This window comes from Solilutibacter silvestris (assembly GCF_002895945.1).
Lineage (GTDB): Bacteria > Pseudomonadota > Gammaproteobacteria > Xanthomonadales > Xanthomonadaceae > Solilutibacter > Solilutibacter silvestris.
This window is the reverse complement of the sequence record NZ_NPZB01000002.1, coordinates 198,163-220,614: the sequence shown is the minus strand read 5'-3', so window position 1 is coordinate 220,614 and position 22,452 is coordinate 198,163. Positions and strand designations below refer to the sequence as shown.

The 22,452-nt window shown below is 65.4% G+C and carries 18 protein-coding genes; 2 read left to right on the top strand and 16 right to left on the bottom strand.

The features are described from left to right. Positions 1 to 29: 29 nt before the first annotated feature. The 10 genes from Lysil_RS08535 to nudE form a co-directional block, all read right to left on the bottom strand. Entirely contained in the window at positions 30 to 779 is a 750-nt protein-coding gene (locus tag Lysil_RS08535) for a TerC family protein (protein ID WP_103075202.1), read from the bottom strand. Further along, entirely contained in the window at positions 779 to 1,180 is a 402-nt protein-coding gene (locus Lysil_RS08530; RefSeq protein WP_103075201.1) for a diacylglycerol kinase, read from the bottom strand. Before Lysil_RS08530 ends, Lysil_RS08535 begins: the two co-directional genes overlap by 1 nt. Positions 1,181 to 1,212: 32 nt before the next feature. Beyond that, complete coding sequence (locus Lysil_RS08525; RefSeq protein WP_103075200.1) at positions 1,213 to 2,445, bottom strand: ABC transporter permease; 1,233 nt, start codon at positions 2,443 to 2,445, stop codon at positions 1,213 to 1,215. Continuing rightward, complete coding sequence (locus Lysil_RS08520) at positions 2,442 to 3,158, bottom strand: ABC transporter ATP-binding protein (RefSeq protein WP_103075199.1); 717 nt, start codon at positions 3,156 to 3,158, stop codon at positions 2,442 to 2,444. Before Lysil_RS08520 ends, Lysil_RS08525 begins: the two co-directional genes overlap by 4 nt. Further along, complete coding sequence (locus tag Lysil_RS08515) at positions 3,155 to 4,732, bottom strand: efflux RND transporter periplasmic adaptor subunit (RefSeq protein ID WP_103075198.1); 1,578 nt, start codon at positions 4,730 to 4,732, stop codon at positions 3,155 to 3,157. Before Lysil_RS08515 ends, Lysil_RS08520 begins: the two co-directional genes overlap by 4 nt. Positions 4,733 to 4,797: 65 nt before the next feature. Further along, positions 4,798 to 6,075 carry a sensor histidine kinase gene (locus tag Lysil_RS08510; protein ID WP_103075197.1) on the bottom strand — a complete coding sequence of 426 codons (1,278 nt, stop codon included), beginning with the start codon at positions 6,073 to 6,075 and terminating at the stop codon, positions 4,798 to 4,800. Positions 6,076 to 6,084: 9 nt separating this feature from the next. Further along, the gene (locus Lysil_RS08505; RefSeq protein ID WP_103075196.1) at positions 6,085 to 6,795 is read right to left on the bottom strand and encodes a response regulator transcription factor; all 711 of its coding nucleotides are present in this window, start codon (positions 6,793 to 6,795) and stop codon (positions 6,085 to 6,087) included. A 77-nt stretch (positions 6,796 to 6,872) separates the two neighbouring features. Next, entirely contained in the window at positions 6,873 to 7,697 is an 825-nt protein-coding gene (gene mazG / locus Lysil_RS08500; RefSeq protein WP_103075195.1) for a nucleoside triphosphate pyrophosphohydrolase, read from the bottom strand. Next, entirely contained in the window at positions 7,694 to 8,509 is an 816-nt protein-coding gene (cysQ, locus tag Lysil_RS08495) for a 3'(2'),5'-bisphosphate nucleotidase CysQ (protein WP_425477158.1), read from the bottom strand. The genes mazG and cysQ overlap by 4 nt, the downstream gene beginning before the upstream one ends. Beyond that, complete coding sequence (gene nudE / locus Lysil_RS08490) at positions 8,488 to 9,039, bottom strand: ADP compounds hydrolase NudE (protein WP_103075193.1); 552 nt, start codon at positions 9,037 to 9,039, stop codon at positions 8,488 to 8,490. The genes cysQ and nudE overlap by 22 nt, the downstream gene beginning before the upstream one ends. Before the next feature lie 38 nt (positions 9,040 to 9,077). Here nudE and bioA point away from each other — a divergent pair, with 38 nt between their 5' ends. Both bioA and Lysil_RS08480 read left to right on the top strand, forming a co-directional pair. Next, positions 9,078 to 10,478: an adenosylmethionine--8-amino-7-oxononanoate transaminase gene (gene bioA / locus Lysil_RS08485; protein WP_103075192.1), complete on the top strand. Its 1,401-nt coding sequence runs from the start codon at positions 9,078 to 9,080 to the stop codon at positions 10,476 to 10,478. Then, entirely contained in the window at positions 10,469 to 11,203 is a 735-nt protein-coding gene (locus Lysil_RS08480; protein WP_103075191.1) for a 16S rRNA (uracil(1498)-N(3))-methyltransferase, read from the top strand. Before bioA ends, Lysil_RS08480 begins: the two co-directional genes overlap by 10 nt. Positions 11,204 to 11,233: 30 nt before the next feature. Here Lysil_RS08480 and Lysil_RS08475 read toward each other — a convergent pair whose 3' ends face one another. The 6 genes from Lysil_RS08475 to pilG form a co-directional block, all read right to left on the bottom strand. Beyond that, the gene (locus Lysil_RS08475) at positions 11,234 to 11,713 is read right to left on the bottom strand and encodes a chemotaxis protein CheW (RefSeq protein WP_103075190.1); all 480 of its coding nucleotides are present in this window, start codon (positions 11,711 to 11,713) and stop codon (positions 11,234 to 11,236) included. 7 nt (positions 11,714 to 11,720) lie between these two features. Continuing rightward, the gene (locus Lysil_RS08470) at positions 11,721 to 13,460 is read right to left on the bottom strand and encodes a chemotaxis protein CheB (RefSeq protein WP_103075189.1); all 1,740 of its coding nucleotides are present in this window, start codon (positions 13,458 to 13,460) and stop codon (positions 11,721 to 11,723) included. Beyond that, the gene (locus tag Lysil_RS08465) at positions 13,453 to 19,263 is read right to left on the bottom strand and encodes an Hpt domain-containing protein (RefSeq protein WP_103075188.1); all 5,811 of its coding nucleotides are present in this window, start codon (positions 19,261 to 19,263) and stop codon (positions 13,453 to 13,455) included. Before Lysil_RS08465 ends, Lysil_RS08470 begins: the two co-directional genes overlap by 8 nt. Positions 19,264 to 19,313: 50 nt before the next feature. Next, on the bottom strand, positions 19,314 to 21,329 hold the full coding sequence (locus Lysil_RS08460) for a methyl-accepting chemotaxis protein (protein WP_103075187.1): 2,016 nt from the start codon (positions 21,327 to 21,329) through the stop codon (positions 19,314 to 19,316). 86 nt (positions 21,330 to 21,415) lie between these two features. Continuing rightward, positions 21,416 to 21,955 carry a chemotaxis protein CheW gene (locus Lysil_RS08455; RefSeq protein WP_103075186.1) on the bottom strand — a complete coding sequence of 180 codons (540 nt, stop codon included), beginning with the start codon at positions 21,953 to 21,955 and terminating at the stop codon, positions 21,416 to 21,418. 1 nt (position 21,956) lies between these two features. Next, positions 21,957 to 22,358, bottom strand: a complete 402-nt coding sequence (pilG, locus tag Lysil_RS08450) for a twitching motility response regulator PilG (protein ID WP_103075185.1) — start codon at positions 22,356 to 22,358, stop codon at positions 21,957 to 21,959. Positions 22,359 to 22,452: the final 94 nt, after the last annotated feature.

Here is a 22,452-nt window from a genome sequence, read left to right as displayed (position 1 = left end):
ACGTTCATTTTGAGTGAATTTCAGCAGACTCACCAATCGCCGCTGCCGGGGACGTGGTGCGCGCGGGCGCCACGCCGCATTAATTGGTTCAGCCATTCGACCAGAACCGAGAACCCCATCGCGAAATAGATGTACGGCTTGGGCACGTGGACGTCGAAACCGTCGAGGATCAGCACCACGCCGATCAGCAGGATGAAGGCCAGCGCCAGCATCTTCACCGTCGGATTGGCATCGATGAAGCGGCCCATCGGGTTGGCGGCGAGCAGCATCAGCGCGACCGCCACCAGCACCGCCATCACCATGATCGGGATGTCGCGCGCCATGCCGACCGCGGTGATGACCGAATCCAGCGAGAACACGATGTCGATCACGGCGATCTGCACGATCACCATCGCGAACGCCGATGATGCCCGCGTGGTGCGCGGATCCGCATCCTCGCCGCCGCTGATCAGTTCGCGGATTTCCATCGTGCCCTTCACCAGCAGGAAAGCGCCGCCGAGGATCAACACCAGGTCGCGGATGGAAATGCCAATGCTGCCGACGGTGAACAGGTTCTGGTTCATCCGCGCCAGGTACGCCAGCGAGATCAACAGCAGGATGCGGGTGATGCAGGCCACCGCGATGCCGATCTTGCGCGCCACTGGGCGCTGCGCTTCCGGCAGGCGTCCCACCGCGATCGAGATGAAAACGAGATTGTCGACGCCGAGGACGATTTCCAGTGCGCTCAACGTGACCAGTGTCAGCCACGCCGAAGGATCGGAGAGGAAGGACAGATCCATCAACCAGTGCCCAGCATCCGCGGCAACAGGCGTGGCAACAAGATCAGGCCCCACGTCAGTACCACATTCATCATCAGCACGAAGACAGCGGCGGAACCCATGTCCTTGGCGCGTCCGGCCAGTTCGTGGAATTCCGGGCCATAGCGCTCGATCACCGCTTCCACCGCGGAATTGAGCAGCTCCATCGCCATCACCAGCATCATCGAGCCGATCAACAGCGCGCGCTCCAGCCCGGATTCGCCCAGATGGAACCCGACCGGCGCGAGGACGACGAACAGCACCACTTCCAGCCGGAACGAGGATTCGTGCAGCCACGCCGCCTTCAGTCCTTTCAGCGACCACATCGTGGCGCGGTAGATGCCGCGCGGCCCGCGCGGGAAATGTCCAATCGAATCAGCCATGACGGAATGATGCCATACGGCCATGCCGCGCCTTACTGGGAACGCAGCGCCTCGATCGGGTCGAGCATGGAGGCTTTGCGCGCCGGGTAGTAACCGAAGAACAGCCCGGTCGCCATCGAGAACGCGGCAGCGAGCAGCACCACCTGCGCGTTGAGTTCCACCGGCAGCTGGCCGACCTTGCTCAGGACCAACGCACCGATCACGCCGATGCCGATGCCGATGACGCCGCCGATCAGCGAGATCAGCATCGCTTCGGCCAGGAACTGGCGGCGCACGTCGCGCGGGCCCGCACCCACCGACATGCGCAGGCCGATTTCGCGGATGCGCTCGGTCACCGACACCAGCATGATGTTCATGATGCCGATGCCGCCGATGATCAGGCAGATGCCGGCGACCGCGCCCAGCAACTTCGACATCAGGTTGGTGGTGGCGGTGCGCGTCGCCACGATCTGGCTGATGTTGCGCACCACGAAATCATCGTCGGTGCCGGGCTGGATCTTGTGGCGCTGGCGCAACAGTCCTTCGATGGCGTTCTGGGCGCTGTCGAGGTTCTTCGCCGAATCGACGCCGACGCTGATGCCCTGCACCGCACCGGGCGGCATGCTGTTGGACGTGGAGAGACGGCGACGCGCTGTTTCCAGCGGCACCACCACGATGTCATCCTGGTCCTGGCCGAAGCCGCCCTGTCCTTTCGGCGCCAGCGTGCCACTGACGGTGAACGGCACGCGGCCGATGCGGATGCTCTGGCCAATGCCGTTGCCATCGCCGAACAATTCCTTGCGCACGGTTTCGCCGATCACCACTTTCTTCACCGCGCTGGTGTAATCGCGTGGTTCGAAACCGTCGCCGTTGGCCAGCGTCCAGTCGTTGATGGCGAACCAGTCGTTGTCGACGCCCTGCCATTGCGTGGAGGCGTTGTTTTCGCCGTTGACCACCTGGGTACCGCCGCGCAGCGAACCGCTGACGTACTGCACTTCCGGAATTTCGCTGCGGATCGAATCGACATCGCTGCTGTTGAGGCTCCAACGGCTGCCCTGCGCCAGTCGCGCGCCGCCGCCCTGGCCACCGGCGCTGCCGATATCCAGGCGCTGCGAACCGAGGCCGGACACCAGCTTGTCGATTTCCTTCTGCGTGCCCTGCCCGATCGACACCATCACGATCACCGCGGCAATGCCGATGATCACGCCGAGCGACGTCAGCGCACTGCGCAACCAGTTGCCGCGAAGGGCGGCGAGCGCCGTGCGGATGATGTCGAGCCAACTCATGCGCGCAAGTCCTCGTGCGAACCTTCGTGCAACCCGCCATCGTGCATCACGTAGACGCGATGGGCATGTGCGGCGACATGGGCATCGTGGGTGATCAGCACCACGGTGTGCTGCTCTTCGCTGAGGCGGTTGAACAGCGCGAGGATTTCCTCGCCGGTCTTGCTGTCGAGCGCGCCGGTTGGTTCGTCGGCGAGCAGGATCGGCGGATGATTGATGAGGGCGCGCGCGATCGCCACGCGCTGCTGCTGCCCGCCCGACAATTCGTTGGGACGATGGCTGGCGCGTTCACCCAGGCCCACCGCAGACAATGCCGCCTGCGCGCGTTCGCGACGTTCCTGATACGGAACACGCGTATAGGCCATCGGCATCGCCACGTTTTCCAGCGCGCTCATCCGTGGCAACAGGTTGAAACCCTGGAACACGAAGCCGATCTTGTCGCGACGCAAGGCCGCCAAATCCTCGGCGTCGAGCGTCGACACGTCGACGCCATCACAGGCATAGGTGCCGCTGCTGGGCGTGTCGAGGCAACCGATCATGTTCATCAACGTCGATTTTCCCGATCCCGACGGCCCCATGATCGCCACGAACTCGCCGCGCTCGATCCGCAGGTTCACCCCGCGCAGCGCGATCACCTCCGCTTCGGTTCCGGGCGAATAGACCTTGCGCAGATCGTGCGTTTCGACGACTGGCGGCTGACCGCCTTCGTGACTCATTTCTTGCTGCCCTGCGCCGCACTGTCCGCCGATTGCTGCCCGGTGATCGCCAGGTCGCCTTCCTTCACGCCACCGCTGACTTCTGTATTGCTGCCGTCGGTGGCTCCGAGCCGCACCATCGTGCGCTGCGCCTTGCCATCGACCAGCAGATAGATCGGCGCACGCCGCGCGTTCATCAGATCGGTGAGGCCGGCATCCCATTTGGCTTTCTGCGTGGCATCGAGCGTGCCAGTGAACGCGGCGAACTGCTGCTGGAAGCGATCGCGCATGCGTGCGCGCATCTGCGCCTGCTGCTGCGCATTGCCAGCGCCGTTGCCGCTGCGCGGCGGGCCGCCCATGCCGCCACCAAACAGTTTGCTGCCGCCGCCCTGCTGCTGCGCGGACTGCTGCTGCGCCTGCTGCATGCGTTCGGCCGAGCGCTTCTTCATCTCTGCCGCCGCCGCATCGAATGCCGTCTGCTGTTCCGGCTTCAGCTGCAGGCCGGAAGCGATCTTCGCGATGTCGTCGCCCATGCCGGCGCCGCCACGTCCGCCACCCTGCGACGCGCCACCACCCTGCGCCTGCGCCGCGGGATCTTCGTCCGACGGTTTGTAGCGCAATGCCGCGTTGGCCACGCGCAAGACATTGGGCTGGCGACTCACTTCGATTTCGGCGTTGACGGTCAGGCCCGGCAGCAAGGTGCCATCACTGTTGTCCACCGTCACCAGCACCGGATACGTCACCACGTTGTTGGTGGTGGTCGCGGCCATCTGCACCTGCGACACCACGCCGGTGAACTGGCGATTGGGGAAGGCATCGACGGTGAAATTGACGTTCTGCCCCTGCTTCACCTGGCCGATGTCGGATTCGTCGACGGTGAGCTGGATCTTCATCTTCGACAGATCCTCGGCGATGGTGAACAGCGTCGGCGCCTGCAGGCTCGCCGCGACTGTCTGGCCGGGCTCGACCGCGCGCGTCAGCACCACGCCATCGACGGGTGAACGGATCACCGTGCGCTCGAGGTTGAGCCGCGTGGTCTGGGTCGATGCGATCTGCTGGCGGATCGACGCCCGCGCACTGTCGGCCTGCGCCTGCGCCTGCAGCATCGCCGCGCGCGCCTGGTCGACATCCGACTTCGCCACCAGTTGCTGCTGGCCGAGCCGGGCGTTGCGCTGGTACACCAGCGTGGCATTGGCGAGCGTCGCCTCGAACTGCTTCAGCTGCGCCTGCGCGCTGGCGATCTGGGCATTGCCCTGCACGATCTGCGCTTCATAGGTCGCGGGATCGATGCGCGCGAGGATCTGTCCCTTCGTCACCTTGGAATTGAAATCGACCAGCACCGCAGTGAGCAGACCGGAAATCTGGCTGCCGACGGTGACGGTGGAAATGGCGGACAACGTGCCCGTCGAGGAAATCGACACGCGGATATCGCCGCGATCGATCGCCTGGGTGCGATAGGCACCCGCCTGCGACGACGCGCCGTGATGCTTGATCCACCACCAGCCTCCGCCCGCCAGCACGACGACGCCGAGCACGACGGGAATCCACCGAAACGATTTGCGGGAGCGCGAACGTGCGGCTGTGGGAGTCGTCATCAGGGGTCTGGCGGATCAGTGTCGGGAATGAACGTCCGCCAGTATCGCCGGTTGACGGTCGATCATCAGGCAAACCGCAGGATCGCGGTGGTGCCGACGCCCGGTTTGCTGTCCAGTGTCACAGTCCAGCCCATGCGTTCGACCAGCCGCCGCACCACGTTCAGGCCCAGCCCCCTGGATTCGGTGGCCACATCGGCGCGGAAAAATGGTTCAAACACGCGCGACAGGGTTGCCGCATCCATGCCCACGCCGGTATCGCGGATCTCGATGCGATCCATGTCGATGGTGACCGCGACTTCGCCGCGCTCGGTGAAGTCGCAAGCGTTCTGCAACAGATGGCCCAGCACCACGCCAGGCAGGCGCAACGGCGCATCGACCACCGGGCAGGCATTGACCTGCAGGCGCATCGCGACCGGCTTGCCTTCGAGGCGCGGGCGCGTGTGCTCGATCTCGCTTTCAACCACTTCCGCCAGCGAGGTTTCGGTGACATCGATGGGCAAGCGCGGATCACGCGCCAGCAGCAGGAACGCATCGATCAACCCTTCCATTTGCTGCGACTGCTCCTGGATGCGCCGCACCGCACGCGTGCCACGCGCGTCCAATCCTTCTTCGTGTTGCAGCAGATCGCCGGCCATCCGGATCACCGTCAGCGGCGTGCGCAATTCGTGGCTGGCGTCGCGGGTGAAATCGCGCTCGCGACGCACGAAGGCATCCATGCGCGAGGTCATGTCGATCAAGGCGTGGCGCAGGCGTTCGACTTCATCCAGCGGTTCATGGATCGTCGACGATTCCGTCAGTCCCGGTGGTGCGGTCGATTCCGGACGCCAGCGTTCCGCCGCATGCGACAGGCGCTCGAGCGGCGCCATCATCCGCCGGAAACGGCGATGGCCGAGCCACGACAGCGTGGCGATCGCGATCAGCGACAGCGTCGCCGCGAAGATGCTCACCCAGCGCACCAGGTTGGTCGCGAACACCGGCTCGACACGCAGGTAGAGGCGGCCTTCGGCATGTTCGCCGACATAGATCATGCTGCTGCCGTCGGCATCGCGGTGGAATCCCGGGGAAGTCACCCGCAGCTGTGGCGGCACGGCGTCCGGCTGCTTGCCTGCCGGCACGAACCAGGCCTGGTAGCCGAAGCCGTTCGGCAATGGTTTGGCGGGATCGCGCTGCACCAGTTCCCACATGCGATCGCTTTCGTTGCGTATGCGATCGCGCAACAAGCCTGCGGCCAGCATCTGGCTGCCGACAACGGTACCGATCAGCACCAGCACCACCGCGATGATCCCCTGCAGCAGGAAGACATCGCGAATGCGTGATTTCAGCCGTTTCGGCCTTGAAGCCATCGCTAAGGATCAGCTCGGTGGCTGGTCGATGTCGGCGATGCGATAACCCGCGCTCTGCACCGTGTGCAGCAATTGCTTGTCGAACGGTTTGTCGATGATCTTGCGCAGGTTGTAGAGATGGCTGCGCAGCGTGTCGGAATCCGGCAGGCTGTTGCCCCAGATTTCGCGCTCGATCTCGTGGCGACCGACAACGCGCGGCGATTCGCGCATCAGGATGGTCAGCAGCTTCAGCCCGATCGGCGACAGCAGCAATTCGCTGCCGCCGCGGGTGGCGCGCAGGCTGGCTGGATCGAGCACGAGATCGCCGACCTTCAGCACTTCCGAGCCCACCTGGCGGCGTTCGCGACGGATCAGCACGCGCAGGCGCGCTTCCAGCTCCTGGATGGCGAAGGGCTTGGTCAGGTAGTCGTCGGCGCCGGCGGAGAGGCCGGTCAGCTTCTCCTCCAGGGTGTCGCGCGCGGTCAGCATCAGGATCGGGGTGGACTTGCGCGCTTCCTCGCGCAGCTTGCGGCAGACATCGACGCCGTCCATGCGCGGCAGCATCAGGTCGAGCACGATCACGTCGTAGGCGTTTTCCAGCGCCAGCCGATAACCGTCCAGCCCGTCCTGGGCGAAATCGACCTCGAAGCCGCGGCTTTCGAGATATTCGCCGATCATTTCCGAGATATTGCGATTGTCCTCGACGATCAGGACCAGGCCGCCATCCTGTTGATTTGTCATGGTGGATCCCCGCTTCAGCTTTGTGAAGGAGACTGCCGCCGGGGTTGTCGACGGCAGGTGAAGATCGTGTGTCACGTTCATCCGCGCGCCAGTTCGCCGCGCTTGATCTCGTCCCAAAGGCGCTCCTGCCCTTCCAGTTCCAGCGTGGAGAAATCCTGCCCGCGTTGGCCGGCCAGCGCCTCCATCGCCCGGAAGCGCCGTTCGAACTTGGCGTTGGCGCCACGCAGGGCCGTGCCCGGGTCGATGCCGGCATGGCGCGCCAGGTTGGCGGCGACGAACAGCACATCACCAAGTTCTTCCTGCAGGCGCTGGCGATCGCGCTCGCCGGCGTCGAATTCCGCTTCCAGTTCGTCCAGCTCTTCGCGCAATTTCGCAAACACGGGTCGATGATCCGGCCAGTCGAATCCGGTGCGGGCCGCGCGCGATTGCAACTTCACCGCGCGCTGCCATTCCGGCAGTCCACGGGCGATGCCTGCGAGCGCGGAAGTGTCGGTCTCGCCTTTCGCGGCGCGCTCGTTCGCCTTCAGTTGTTCCCACGCCCGCGTCTGCGCCTCGCTGTCGGCGAAACTGGCATCGGCGAACACGTGGGGATGCCGACGCACCATCTTGTCGCAAATCGCCACCACTACATCGGCGAAAGCGAACGCGCCCGCTTCTTCCGCCATGCGCGCATGGAACGCCACCTGCAGCAACAGGTCGCCGAGTTCATCGCGGAGATCGGCCATGTCGCCGCGCTCGATGGCATCGGCGACTTCGTAGGCTTCCTCGATGGTGTACGGCGCGATGGTCGCGAAATCCTGTTGGAGATCCCACGGGCAGCCGCCATCCGGATCGCGCAGGCGCGCCATGATCGCAATCAATTCGTTGATGTCGCCGCGGTGGTTGGTGTCGGTATCGATCATGAGTATTCCAGCCAGTTACGCCACGGCAAGGCGGGATCGCCCATCGCCATGAAATCGCCGTTTAGCAGGGTATCGCGCTGGTTGTAGCGGAACGGGCGACCCTGCGCATCCATCACCACGCCACCGGCACCTTCGACGATGGCCTGGCCGGCGGCAGTGTCCCATTCGCAAGTCGGGCCGAAGCGCGGATAGAGGTCGATCGCGCCTTCGGCGATCTTGCAGAACTTCAGCGCGGAACCGCAGGGCACGCTGTCGACATTGCCGATGCGATCGATCAACGCCTGCGTGCGCGCATCACGATGGGAACGGCTGGCGGCGACGCGCAGTGCTCCATCGCCACGGCGGACATGCAACGGCACATCAACGCCATGCTCGCGCCGCCATGCGCCCTGTCCCGGCGCACCGAACCACGCGAGGCCGGTGGTCGGCTGCTGGATCAATCCGAACACCGCGACGCCGTCCACGATCAAGGCGATGCAGATGCAGAACTCGCCATTGCGCTTGACGAATTCGCGGGTGCCGTCCAGCGGATCGACCAGCCACAGGCGTTTCCATTGATGACGCTGCGCCTTGTCGGCATCGGGCGATTCCTCCGACAACACCGGAATGCCCGGCGTGAGCGCGGCCAATCCATCGACGATGCAGTGATGCGAGGCGAGATCGGCTGCGGTGAGCGGGCTGGCGTCGTCCTTGCGAACGACATCGAAAGCATCGCCATAGACATCGAGGATGCGTCGTGCCGCCTGCTGTGCCAATGCGATCACTGCGTCGCGAAGCCCGGCGTCAACGATCATCCGTGTTTCGCCAGCCATTCGCGCACGATGAACAAGCCGGCCAGGCTGCGCCCTTCCGATGCTTCGTCACGCAGCACCAATTCGCCGAGATCGGCCAGTTTCCACGGCACCACTTCCAGTTCCTCGGGTTCGTCGCCCGGCAACTTCGCCGGATGGAGGTCGCGCGCCAGTACCAGCGCGGTCTGGTGTTCCATGTAGGTCGGCGCGAGGCTGAGCATGCGCACCACATCGAGTCGATGCGCGCCATAACCCGCCTCTTCCATCAATTCGCGATTGGCCGCTTCCTCGATGGTCTCGCCCTCATCGATGCGTCCCTTCACCAACCCGAGTTCGTAGCGATGCACGCCGGCGGCGTATTCGCGCACCAGCAGCACGGTGTCGTCATCGAGCATCGGCACCACCGCCACCGCGCCCGGACCGGGCGCCAGCACCCGATGGAAGATCCGGCGTTCGCCATTGGAGAATTCGAGATCGACATCCTCGACGACGCGACCACGTCCCTCGTCGCGCTGGTGGCGGGCGTGGACGATGGGAAGTCTCTGGCTCATGACGAGACCTGCCGGCCGCGCCGGGCGATAATCGGGGAATGTCGAACGTTGTCCATGCCGCAATGATGATAACCGCCGAGCACGACCTCGTCGCCCGCGATCTGGCGACGATCTGGCATCCCTGCACCCAGATGCGCGAGCATCCCGATCTGCTGCCGCTGGTGCCGATCGTGCGTGGCGAAGGTGCGTGGCTGGTCGCTGCCGATGGTCGCCGCTATCTCGACGCCGTCTCGAGCTGGTGGACCAACATCCACGGCCATGGCGAACCGCGCATCGCCGCCGCCATCGCCGAGCAGGCGCGGACGCTGGAACACGTGCTGCTGGCGGGATTCACCCATCCGTCGGCGGTCGCCTTGGCCGAACAGTTGCTGGCGCGCGCACCACGCCAACTCGGGCGCGCACCATTGACGAAGGTGTTCTACGCCGACAACGGTTCGGCAGCGGTGGAAGTCGCGCTGAAGATGGCCTTCCACTGGTTCCGCAATCGCGGCGAACCCGAACGGCGCAAGTTCATCGCGCTGCACAACGGTTATCACGGCGAAACGCTGGGCGCGCTCGCGGTCGGCGACATCCCGCTGTATCGCCGCATCTACGCGCCGTTGCTGGCGGAAGCGATCTTCGCGCCATCGCCCGATGCCCATGACGCGCGACCTGGCCAATCCGCCGAGGCGTGCGCGCTGGAAGCCGCCGACGTGCTGGCCAGCCTTCTCGATGCCCACGGCCACGAAATCTGCGCGTTGATCGTCGAACCGCTGCTGCAATGCGCCGGCGGCATGCGCATGCATCATCCGATCTACCTCAAGCGCGCACGCGAACTGTGCGATGCGCACGGCATCTTCCTGATCGCCGACGAGATCGCCACCGGCTTCGGCCGTACCGGCACGCTGTTCGCCTGCGAACAAGCCGGCATCCAGCCCGACCTGATGTGCGTGTCGAAGGGATTGACCGGCGGCTTCCTGCCACTGGCCGCGGTGCTGGCGACACAGGCGATCTACGACGGCTTCCTCGATGATTCGCGCGAACGCGCCTTCCTGCATTCGCACAGTTACACCGGCAATCCGCTGGGTTGCGCCGCGGCGCTGGCATCACTGGCGATCTTCGACAGCGATGACGTGCTCGAACGCAACCGCGTGACGGCAGCACGCATGGGTGAACTGGCCAACGGGATCGCGACACTGCCGCACATCGCCGATGTGCGCCAGTGCGGCATGGTGGTGGCGTTCGAGCTGACCCGCGATGGCGACAAGGCGACGCCGTTCGATCCCGCGTTGCGCATCGGTTTGCAGGCCTATCGCGCGGCGCTGGCGCGTGGCGTGGTGCTGCGTCCGCTCGGCGACATCCTTTACTGGATGCCACCGTATTGCATCGATGACGCCGCACTCGCGCAACTCGCGGACGTCACCGCCGCAACCATCCGCGAGGCCACGGCATGCGCCTGACCCGCGTCCATGTCGATGCTGCGTTGCGCGAAGGCGACGAGCTGGCGTTGCTGGAAACATCCGCCGCGCACCTGACGCGGGTGTTGCGCCTGCAAGCCGGCGACGCCTGCGTGGTGTTCGATGGTCGCGGCTTCGAGGCCGATGCGCGACTGGTCGCCATCGACAAGCGTGGCGCACGCGTGCAGATTGGCGCGGTGCGCAGGCCCGACAACGAATCGCCGTTGCGCATCACCCTGCTGCAGGGCGTGGCACGCGGCGAGAAGATGGACCTGATCCTGCAGAAGGGCACGGAACTCGGCGTCACGGCATTCGTGCCAGTGTTCAGCGATCGCAGCGAAGTGAAACTGGACGGCGCGCGCGCGGCGAAACGGCTGGAACACTGGCGCGGTGTGGTGACATCGGCTTGCGAACAGAGCGGTCGCGCCTTCCTGCCCGACGTGGCTTCGCCACAACCGTTGGCGAACGCGATGGCGGCGTTGCCTGCCGCGGCACGGTTGTTGCTCGATCCGGTGGCATCGATGAATTGTCGAAGCGCGCTCGCCGCGAACACGCGCGACGTCGTGTTGGCGGTCGGCCCCGAAGGCGGATGGTCGCCGCAGGATCGTTCATTGCTGGAAGCACAGCGCTTCCTCGGTGTTCGCCTCGGCCCGCGCGTCCTGCGCACGGAAACCGCAGGACTGGCGGCGATTGCCGCGCTGCAGGCGTTGCACGGCGACTTCGACTGAACGGCTCGCTCGAAGCCTGCTTCCAGACGATCAGGCCGCTTCGGGCAACTCGCTGCGCAAGCGCGATTCCACCGCATCCATGTCCGGCACCACCGCACTTTCGTCGTTGATGGCGACGCGCGCGAAAATGCAACGACCGGGATCGGAGGATTCCGCCAGAGTTTCCAGTGTCGCTTCGGACAGGCTCATCAAGCGCGGGAAGCCGTCGGCCAGGAAGGCGAAATACGGCAGTCGCGCATGTCCACCCGGCGCCTTCACCACCAGCACCCGGCGGCGTCCGCCCGCGGCGGGCTGGGACCCGGCATCGATGCCATCGAGGCGCGAGAAATCGACCAGCGGCACCTGCCAGCCACGCCAGCGCACGCGTCCCAGCAGCCACAACGGCGCATGGGCGATCGGCTCCGGATCGGAATAGGACAACACCTCGGCGACGGCGGCATTGGGCAGCAGCAGCTGTGTGCCCGCCGCCTGGATCAACACGCCACGCAAGGTGCTCGGAAGTTCGCTCATGGATGCCTCATGCGTGCCAGCGTGCGTTGAGTTTCTGCGCCAGGGCCAGCGGCTCGGCGATTTCGGCGCCGCGCGCGGCCACCAGTGCCGGGACGGCGTGATCGAAGCAGCCGTGCTCGGCCTGCGCCGCGACCCATGCGCCGGCGACCTTGAAGCGCAACGCTTCCTCGATGAAATCGGTGGGCGCGCCGCTCAATACCAGCAAGGCACTGTCGGCGGGATCGAGCCGCGAGGTGACATCGGCGAAACCGCGTGCCTGGGGCACATCGACGAACGCCAATCCACCTGCGGTTTCGTCCAAGCCCAGCGAAACCGGCAACACGTAGACAGTATTGCCTTCCACGGCCATTCCGGCGGTCGCGAGTTTCACCTTGAGACGGGTGGCGCGCTCCATCTGGCGCGCCAGGCGATCGTAATTGCCGGCGTCGAGGTGCTGCTGGATCAGGATCGGCCGCGGGAAGTTCTCCGGCAACTGGCCGAGCAGTGCGCGCAGCGGATCGGGACCACCGACGCCGGCCACGATCAGCACCGCGCCGTGGCTGCCGATGATGCTCAGGGTGGATGCGGGCGCGCGGTCGTCATCCCCGGCTTCCAGCCCGACCGTGCCGTCATCGACCATCGACATGCCATCGAGGCGTTGCGAAACGGGTGCGAGCGGTGACTGTTGCGAGGATGGTGCCGCGGCCGTTCCGTGGTCTTCATCGACCAGCGACCATGTTTCATGCAACGCTGACGGCGTCATGTCCGGCGCATCCATGCTCGCGGCCGATGCCAGCATCACGGGCTGTGCATTCGCGACCGGCGGCGGCACCTGTTCCATGCCGATCACGTCACCGTGGTCGGCATGATCCATCGGTTCGAGCGGTTCCAGCCGCTCGAGCTGGATCGGCTCGGCATCGGGCAGGTGATGCGCGGCATCGATGAACACCGCGGGATCGAAAGCTTCGTAGTGATGTTCGCCGCCACCACGCGGCACCATCTTCACTGGTTCCAGATAATCGAGACCGTCATTGGCGTCGCTTTCACCAGCCGGGTGACTGTTCCAATCGACCTCCGGTTGCCCGGCTGCGGCAGGCTGTTCCGGCGACCAGTGATGGCCTTCCAGTCCCGGCGCCGACGGCGGCTGCACGGGCGATTCGACCATCATTTCGTCCAGGGCAATCATCGGCGTAACCGCGGACTCGACTGCCAGCGGCGTGGCCGTTTCGACCCCTGCGTCGATCGCCGGCACCACAGGTTCTGCTTGCTCCTGTTCCTCTTGCTGCAGAACCGATGATTCTTCCTGCACATGCATGTGCACGGCCGGCTCTTGCGCTTCTGGCGTTGCTGCCTGTTCCGCCTTCGGCTTCAGCGCATCGCGCGGCAGCGGCGCCACGAATCCGGCGTCGTCGTCATGACCTGCCGGCAACACGTCGTGGCTGCCATGCAGTTTCGCCGACAGATGGCGGCCCCAGCGCGCGAGATCCCAGCCCTGGCGCGATGCCAGCACGCTGGATTCCTCGAACAGCAGCTCGATACCCGGGTCGTCGAACAAGGCGTCGAAGCGGGCATCGAGCGCTTCTTCCACGCCCGGCTCCATCAGCACCACGACATTGCGCGGCGCCAGCGCCTGTACTTGTGCGGCATCGCCGCTCATGGGATCGACCACCAGCGCGATCTCCGCGCCGGCTTCGCGCAGGGCAGCCTCCAGGCGATCGCGCAACTCGCCCGGACGGCCCAGCACGACGGTGGCGCGACGATCAGCCACCGGACAACTCGAGCAGTTCGGACACGTTGCGCATCAGCTCCGGCTCCTGGTACGGCTTGCCAAGATACCGGTTGACGCCGATTTCGAAAGCACGCTCGCGATGCTTCTCGCCAGTACGCGAGGTGATCATGATGATCGGCACGCCACGCAGGCGCACGTCGCGGCGCATCTGTGTCGCCAGTTCGTAGCCGTCCATGCGCGGCATTTCGATGTCGAGCAGCATCAGGTCGGGCACGCGTTCGCCCATCCGCTCCAGCGCGTCGATGCCGTCCTTCGCCGTGATCACTTCGTAGCCATGGCGTTCCAGGATGCGGCCGGTGACCTTGCGCATGGTGACGGAATCATCCACTACCATCACCACCGGGACCACGTGGGTTTCAACGACTTCCTGCGGCTGCGCCGGCGCCGCGGCTTCCATCTCGTGCTGCGGACGCAGGGCATGACGACGGGCGAGCGGCGCGACGTCGAGGATCACCACGACCGAACCATCGCCCATGACGGTCGCGCCGAAGATGCCGGGGATCGACGCCAACTGCGGGCCAAGCGGCTTCACCACGATTTCGCGGTTGCCGAGGATCTGGTCGACGCCGACCGCCGCCTTCAGTTCACCGGAACCGATCAGCAGCAATGGCACCTGCAGGTGTTCCTGCGCCGCCAGCGGCGCCTGGCCGATCAGCAGGCCAAGATCGAAGACGGTGAATTCCTCGCTACCGTAGCGATGTTGCGCGCCACTGGCGTATTCGTTGCGGGCAATGCGGCTGACGCCACGCACCGATGCGATCGGCACCGCATAGGTGGTTTCGCCGATGCGCACGAACACCGCCTGGGTGACCGCCATCGTCTGCGGCAACCGCAACGAGAACAGGGTGTTCTTTCCCGTTTCCGAGGCGATGTCGAGCGAGCCGCCGAGCTGGCGGATTTCGTTGTGGACCACGTCCATGCCGACGCCGCGACCGGCGAGCTGGCTGACTTCGCTGGCGGTGGAGAAACCGGGCTGGAGGATGAAACGGTCGATTTCCTCGCCCGGCAAATCCATGCCGGGTTGCAGCAGGCCGCGTTCCTCGGCGCGCGCGCGGATGGCCTTGCGGTCGATGCCGGCACCGTCATCATGGATGGCGAGCACCACTTCCGAGCCTTCGTGGCGCACGTTGATCTCGACGCGCCCTTCTTCCGGCTTGCCGGCGGCGCGACGCGCCTTCGGCGATTCGATGCCATGCGCCAATGCATTGCGCAGCACATGTTCCAGCGGTGCGGTCATGCGCTCGAGCACGTTGCGATCGAGTTCGTTCTCGGCGCCAGTCACCAGCAGCTGGGCCTGCTTGCCGGTTTCGCCGGCGGCCTGGCGGATCACGCGGCGCAAGCGCGGCAGCACGGTTTCGAACGGCATCATGCGCGTGCGCATCAAGCCTTCCTGCAGGTCGGTCGACACCCGCGACTGCTGGCGCAACAAGGTCTCGTACTGGCGCGTCAGGTCTTCCAGCGAACCCTGCAACGTCGACATGTCGGATGCCGATTCGTTGAGGCCGCGGGTGAGCTGCTGCAACGTCGAGTAACGATCGAGTTCCAGCGGGTCGAACGCGGGATCGTGTGTTTCCTGTTCGCGGTGGTGGCGCGCGACGATCTGCGCTTCGGTTTCGAGATCGAGTCGGCGCAACTGGTCGCGCAGGCGCAGGTTGGTCTGCTCCATTTCGCCCATCGCCGAGCGGAACTCGCCCAGCTGCTGTTCCAGTCGCGAGCGGTAGATCGCCACCTCGCCCGCGTAGTTCACCAGGCGTTCCAGCAGGTCGGCGCGGATGCGCACCTGTTCCTGCGAACGCACCTGGCCGCCTTCCACGTTTTCGCGGTCGAGCGCGGTTTCCATGATCGGCGCCGACAGTTCCGGCAGCACCACCTTCGCCGGCTCGGCGGAGGCATCGGCCGGCGTGGCGATGACACCGCGCGCGCGCGCGGTCATCTGCGCGACGAGTTCGCCCGGGGTCTGCGACGATTTGCGGCCCGCCACGCGCTCGGTCATCGCGCGCAGGGTATCGAGACCGCGTTCCAGCAACGGCACGCCGTCGCTGCCGAGCTGGGTGCGGCGTTCCGACACCGATTCCAGCAATGTTTCCATCGAATGGCCGAGATCGCCGATCGACATGACGCCGGCCATGCGCGCGCCACCCTTGAGGGTGTGCAGATCGCGCTGCAGTGCGGTCACCGTCTCGAGATCGTCGGGGTTGCTGCGCAGGCGCGCCAGCAAGCCGTCGGAATTGTCGAGCAGGTCGTTGCTTTCCTCGATGAAGATGTCGAGCAACTCGCTGTCGAGGTTCGCGGTGTCGAGCGGGTGTTCCGGGCCGAGATCCACGGCATGCACATGCGGGTGCGTTGCAGGGTGCGACGCGCCAGGCTGCGTGTCGTGCGCCGAAGCTGCAGCTTCCTCGTGGGCGACGCCGGCGGCGCCGGCGATCGCGGCCGCGGTGATCGCAGCGACGACTTCGGCGGTTTCGCCTTCGTGCGCCGGAGCTTGCCTCTGCTCGTGCTCGCGACGGGCCTGTTCGGCATATTCGGCTTCGAGGCGCGCATATTCGGCGTCTTCTTCCGCCTTGATGCGTTCGGCTTCAACGCGTTCGGTTTCGACGCGCTCTGCTTCGGCACGTTCGGCTTCGACGCGCTCTGCTTCAGCACGTTCGGTTTCGAGGCGTTCCGCTTCAACACGCTCCGCTTCGACACGCTCCGCTTCGAGACGCTCTGCCTCGACGCGCTCTGTTTCGGCACGTTCGGCTTCGAGACGCTCCGCTTCAACACGCTCGGCTTCAACACGCTCGGCTTCGAGGCGTTCTGCCTCGATTTGCTCGGGCGTGGGCAGATGCACTTCCGGCAGGGCATCACGCAACGCCACCAGTCCGGCGGCCAGTCCGGCCTGTGCCGGCACATGCTGCGCGGCCTGCTGCAAGCCGGTCACCGTGGCATGGATCTGCGCGACCAATTCGTCCAGTGTCGCGAGGCCATGCGCATCGACTGGCTGCGCGACTGCGCCCAGGCGCTTGAGGTAGCCCTCGGCAGGCCCCGTGGCATCGGTGATTTCCGGCACCTCCGCCATCGCGAAGGCACCATTCATGGTGTGCACGGCGCGGATCAGGATGTCATCCGGCACCTGCGGCGATTGTTTCGCGCCCTGCAGCCACGACTCGACCGTGGCGACGTGGCCACCGACTTCCGCGGCAAGGATTTCCAGCAGGATCGCATCGACCTGCACCGGGACGTGGCCGGCGGGAATAACGGGCGCATGCGGCTCTTCGACTGCAGCAGGCGCTTCGACCTGCGCGACCGTCTCGGGCTCGGCTTCTGCAACTGGCGCGGGCGTTTCGATGACCGGCTCGATCGCAGGCGTTGCCGGCGTTGCGAGAACTGCAACGTACTGCGCTTCCTCGCCCGCCGCGACACGATCGGCGACGGCGGCGATGCCATCGAGATCGAGTTCGGGCACCGGCTGGTTCTGCAGCGCGGCAAGCAGGTGCGGCAGATTGACACTGGCAGTCTCGACCACGCCGATCACTGCAGGCGATGCCGGACGCGTGCCGTCCAGCACGCGATTGAGCATGTTCTCGACTTTCCAGCTGAATTCGCCGAGACGGGTGGCGCCCACCAGGCGCCCACTGCCCTTCAAAGTATGGAAGATGCGACGGATCGGGCGCAGGCGTTCGGGGTCGTGCGGCTGCTCCAGCCACACCGGCATCAGTTGCTTGAGGTTGGCGATCTCTTCTTCGAATTCCTCGACGAAGATCGAGCGGATTTCATCGTCGATCTCGTCCTTGCCGTGATCGAACCCGAGCTCCGCGCGCACGGCCAGATTGCCGCCGACAGCTGCTGCCGGCATGGCGATCGGCGCAGCAGGCGTCGCGATCGTTTCGACCGCCTCGAACACCGGCGTTTCGACAACGGGCGGTGCGGCTTCGGCAACGAATGCCGACAGCGGTTCCGCTTCCATCACCGGCAACGGCGGCGGTGCATCGTGGAGCGCGGTCACCGGCTCGCTGGCGGCGCGCGTCATCAGCGCTTCGTAAGCTGTTTCGAGTTCGGCGTCCACCGGCGTCGCTTCATCCACTTCGGGAGCGGATGGCAACGGCCAGTAGTGCAGCGCTTCCAGGCTCTGGCGGGTGATGGCGAGGATGTCGTCGCGATCCGCGCGCTTGTCGCGCAACGCTTCGAGGTAGTACTCGGTGCTGGCGAGCGCATCGGCCAGCGTGTCGAGCTGCTGGCTGCCGGGCACGCGCTTCTTGCGAATCAGCTCGTGCTCGGTATAGAGGCGGATGCCCTTGAGATAGTCGGCGGCCTGCGGCAGTTCCAGCATGCCCAGCGCGCCAGCCACTTCATTGAGCAGGCGGGGGATTTCGGCGAGTTGCGCGTGATCCCAGCCGGTTTCGACGAAGGCGACGAAGCCTTGGCGGGCATCGCCGAAATTGGCGATGGCCTCGCGGATCAGCACGGTCATCAGCTGGGCGGCGTCGGACGCGCCCATCGACCCGCCTTCGGACGGCGCCAGCGCATTGTCGTGGCCGAGACGCGCCACTTGGTCTTCCAGCGAGGCATCGACGAACAGCAATGCCCCGGCAACATCAAGCAAGGCCTGGTCGCTGGCGCGGTTGCTGCCATCAACCACCCGCGCGAGTTCGTCGCGCTGGCGATGCATGTTCTCGCGTGCGGCACCCAACCCGAGCATGCCCAGGGTGTCGCCGATGCGACCAAGCGCCTCGACCTGCGGCGCCAACTCGGACATGTCGGTGTTGCCGGTGCGCAGATGGAGATCGAGCGCATCCTTGACCCGGAACACGTCTTCCTTCAACGCCGACGCCACCGTATCCAGCAATGCGCGATTGACACCGGTGACGCTGCTGCGCGCGTGTTCCAGTTCCTGGTCGGACACGCCGGAATCGCCACCGATCGCGAACGCCGAGCGCAAACGATCGAGTGCCGGCGATCCCGCCTGGCTGTTGGCCACCTGTTGCAGCAACTGGCGCACCGGCTCATAGAGTGCCGAGGCCGAACCTGCGCGCAAGCCATCGGCGTGCAAGGCCTGGCGGGTTTCCCGCGCCACCAGCACGAAGGCGTTCTTCAATGCCATGGATGCGGGTAGCGCACCCTGGCCCAATGCTTCGGCGGATTCGCTGGCCACCCACAGCATGCGCCGGGTGTCCTCGTCCTGCGCCAGTTCCAACAACCCGGACAGGGCATCGTGCAACCCGGCGGTATCGGCTGGGCCGTGGCCGTGGTTCCAGCCATCAAGCGCGTGATCGAGCGCGGCCAGCATCGCCGGTGCGCCGGACAACGCCGTTGCGGCAACCACCGCATCTGCACGCGGGACGTCATCGGGCAGCGGGCGATTGAAATCGGGCGCGAACAGCACCGCTTCACCCAGCGGCTGTTCGCCGCGCAGCGCGCGCAAATCGTTGAGCAGCGGCAACAGCACGATCGGGATATCGCGATGGCCGCCCTGCAGGCGTTCCAGATAGTCGGGCAGTTGCACCGTTGCACGCAGCAAGGCATCGCAGGCCTCGTGCTCGCGGCCCTGCAACTGTCCGTCGGCGATCGATCCGGCGAGATGTTGCATCTCCTCGCCCACCATCGCCGGTGCATACAGCTCCAGCATCCGCAGCGTGCCTTCGATCTGGCGCAGCTGGTCCGCAGCGGAACGCATCGCGCCGACGTCGGACGGCGTCTCGACATAGGCCTCGACGTCGGTCTGGACCTGCTTGAGCGCGGCATCCAGCTCGGGCTTGATCCAGCCCAAGGTGGCGTGTTCGATCGCTTCGCGCAGCGCGCTCATTCAGCGTTCCTTCGAGGTGTTGCCAGTGCAGTCACGGGACGATCCGCCACTCAGGCCGGCAGCTTGAAGTCGGCCACCGAACGACGCAGGTCGGTCGCCAGCTGTGCCAGCGTTCCGATCGACTGCGCGGTCTGGCTGGCGCCTTGCGATGTCTGCGCGGTGATCGAACGGATCGTGTCCATGGTCTGGGTGATGTTCGATGCCGCGGTCGACTGCTGCTCGGCGGAATGGGAAATACCTTCAATCAGGCCTGCCAGATCGCTCGACACGCGTTCGATTTCGCCCAGTGCGGTACCGGCGTGTTCGGCCAGTCGCGCACCACGCACCACTTCCGTGGTCGTCTGTTCCATCGAGCTGACCGCCTCGTTGGTATCGGACTGGATGGTGTGGACGAGACCTTCGATTCGCTTGGTCGCGCGTGATGCGCGTTCGGCGAGTCGCTGCACTTCGTCGGCCACCACCGCGAACCCGCGGCCGGCCTCACCGGCCGAAGCCGCCTGGATCGACGCGTTCAACGCCAGGATGTTGGTCTGTTCGGAAATGTCGTTGATCAGTTCCACGATCGAGCCGATTTCCTGCGAGCTTTCGCCCAGTCGCTTGATGCGCTTCGAGGTTTCCTGGATCTGGTCGCGGATGTTGTCCATGCCCTGGATCGTCTGGCGCACGACGCCGGCACCGTTGGTGGCGATTTCCACCGACTTGCGCGCCACTTCCGCGGACTGCGCCGAGTTGCGCGACACCTGGTTGATGTTGGTGGCGATTTCGCTGATGCGGTCGGAAGCGTGGGTGATCTCCTGCGACTGGTGTTCTGCGGCCTCGGCGAGGTTGAGCGCGGTGTTCTGCGTTTCCTGCGCACCGGCGGCGACCTGCACCGAGGTGACGTTGATCGTGCCCACCAGGCTGCGCAGCTGCTCGATGGCGAAGTTGATCGAGTCCGCGATCGCGCCGGTGACGTCCTCGGTCACGGTCGCCTTCACGGTCAGGTCGCCTTCTGCGAGCGAGCCCATTTCATCGAGGAGCCGCATGATCGCCTGCTGGTTGCGGGCGTTGAGTTCTTCCACCGCCGCGCGGCGTTGTGCCTGGGCGCGGTACTGGTTGAACAACAGGAACACCAGCGAGAACACCGCCAACGCACCGGCCAGCAGGGTGATCCAGACGTTGCCGAGGATGTGGGTGTCCTTCAGCGATCCGCTCGCGGTGAAGCTGTTGAACAGTTTGCGGCTGTCGGCCAGCAGCTTGTCGGCGCCGGTACCGATCTTGTCGGATGCGGCCTGCGCGGCGAACAGCTGCGAGGAATTGCCGAGAACGGCGTCGAGATCCTTCTTCATCTCGCCCCACATCAGCGTCGCCTTGTTCAGCGGCGCGACTGCGGAACCAGTGGTGACCTTGGCGGCCATGGTGCCGCCATCGCGCAGCGAGGTCATGATCTGGTCGAACAAGCCGGCATCCTGTTTCAGGCCGTTGCCGGCCACCGGGGCGCCAGCGCCACCGGCGCGGATTTCGGCGATACGACGACCCATACCGGATGCCAGCACGATCTGGCGCATGGCGATCTGCTGCTGGGCGGTCGGGGCGCCGCCATTGCTGAGACCCGCCACCACTTCGTTGAGTTGCGCCTGCAGGTCGGGGATGCGTGCAGTGAACTTGTCGGTATTGCTGGAGAGGCCGGTCAGCACCGATTCGGAACCGATAATGGCGTCGCCGCTCTTGGCCAGCGGCGCCCAGGTCGCCTTGACGCGCGCGATGTCCGAGGACACCGCCGCTTCGCTGCCGTAGCGCGAATCCACTTCCGCGATCGACTTCTGGATGTCGTCGCGAACGGTCTTGAGGTTCTTGAAGGCGTCGGGCTTGCCATCCACCGCCGCGCGGCTGAGGTTGGCGTACTGCTGCGACAGCACCTGCAGGTCGGCCACGGCACCGCTGGCGCTGCTGTAGCGCGACGACTTGTACAGCGAATAACCCGCATTGACCAGGAACACCAGCAATGCACCCGCAAGGATGATCGCCCAGAAGTTGCTGCCGGCGGCGCGTGCCCTGCCGAGGATGTTGTCCGCTGTGGTGCTCATGGTTTTGCCCCTATTGGTGACGCGTGTTGCGCTGTTGTGCTGCGCTGCCGTGGATGTGTGTGAAGTGGATGGATGATGCCGCGCGTTCAGGCCGCGGCTTGCCTGAACTCCGGTGTGCGCACCAGCCGCGACAAGTCGAAGACACCCCAGGTCTCGCCGTCGGCATGGAATGCGCGCTGGATGAAATGCCCGTAGCGTCCGTCGCCCACCTGCGCGGGGTCGGCGGCGTGCTGGTCGTCGAAGATGCGCTGCCCGAACAGGGCATCGATCAGCACGGCGACATCGCCACCCGGCTGGCGCACGATCAGCATGCGCTGGTCTTCGCGCAACACGGTGCGTTCGCCTTCCAGGAACAGCTTGAGATCGATCACCGGCAGCAGGTTGCCGCGGATGTTGGCGAGGCCGAGCAGCCACGCGTGCCCGCCCGGAACCGGGGTGGTCTCGGGCAGGGTCAGGATTTCGACGATGTCGTCATAGCTGGACAGCAACTGGTGTGCGCCGAGGCGATAGCCCAGCCCGCGCCAGCCGCCCTCGCCCGAAACATGCTGCGGCAAGCCGACGTTGCGCGATTGGCAGCGGCGGTCGAGATCGCAGAGATAGTGGTAGGCGCTGAGACCGGCGTCCATCTCAATGCCCCGGCACGTGGGCCTGGATGGCCCCCAGCAATTCTTCGCGGGTAAAAGGCTTGGTCAGGTATTGCTCGGAGCCGACGATCCGGCCCTTGGCCTTGTCGAACAGGCCATCCTTGGACGACAGCATGATCACCGGCGTCGACTTGAACACCTGGTTGTTCTTGATCAGGGCGCAGGTCTGGTAGCCGTCGAGGCGCGGCATCATCACGTCAACGAAGATGATGTGCGGGTGCTGCTCGACGATCTTGGCCAACGCCTCGAAGCCGTCACTCGCGGTCACCACCTCGCAGCCCTCGCGCTTGAGCAGCGATTCCGCGGTGCGGCGGATGGTCTTCGAGTCATCGATGATCATCACCTTGAGTCCGTTGAAGCGCTCGTGGCTGTTGTTGCCTTCCATCCACCTGTCCTGATGCGGGGGCACGCCGGGGGGAGCATGCCAATCGTGCGAATGTTCCATCCGGCGCAGAGCCTGTCAAGCTTGCGTGACGAAA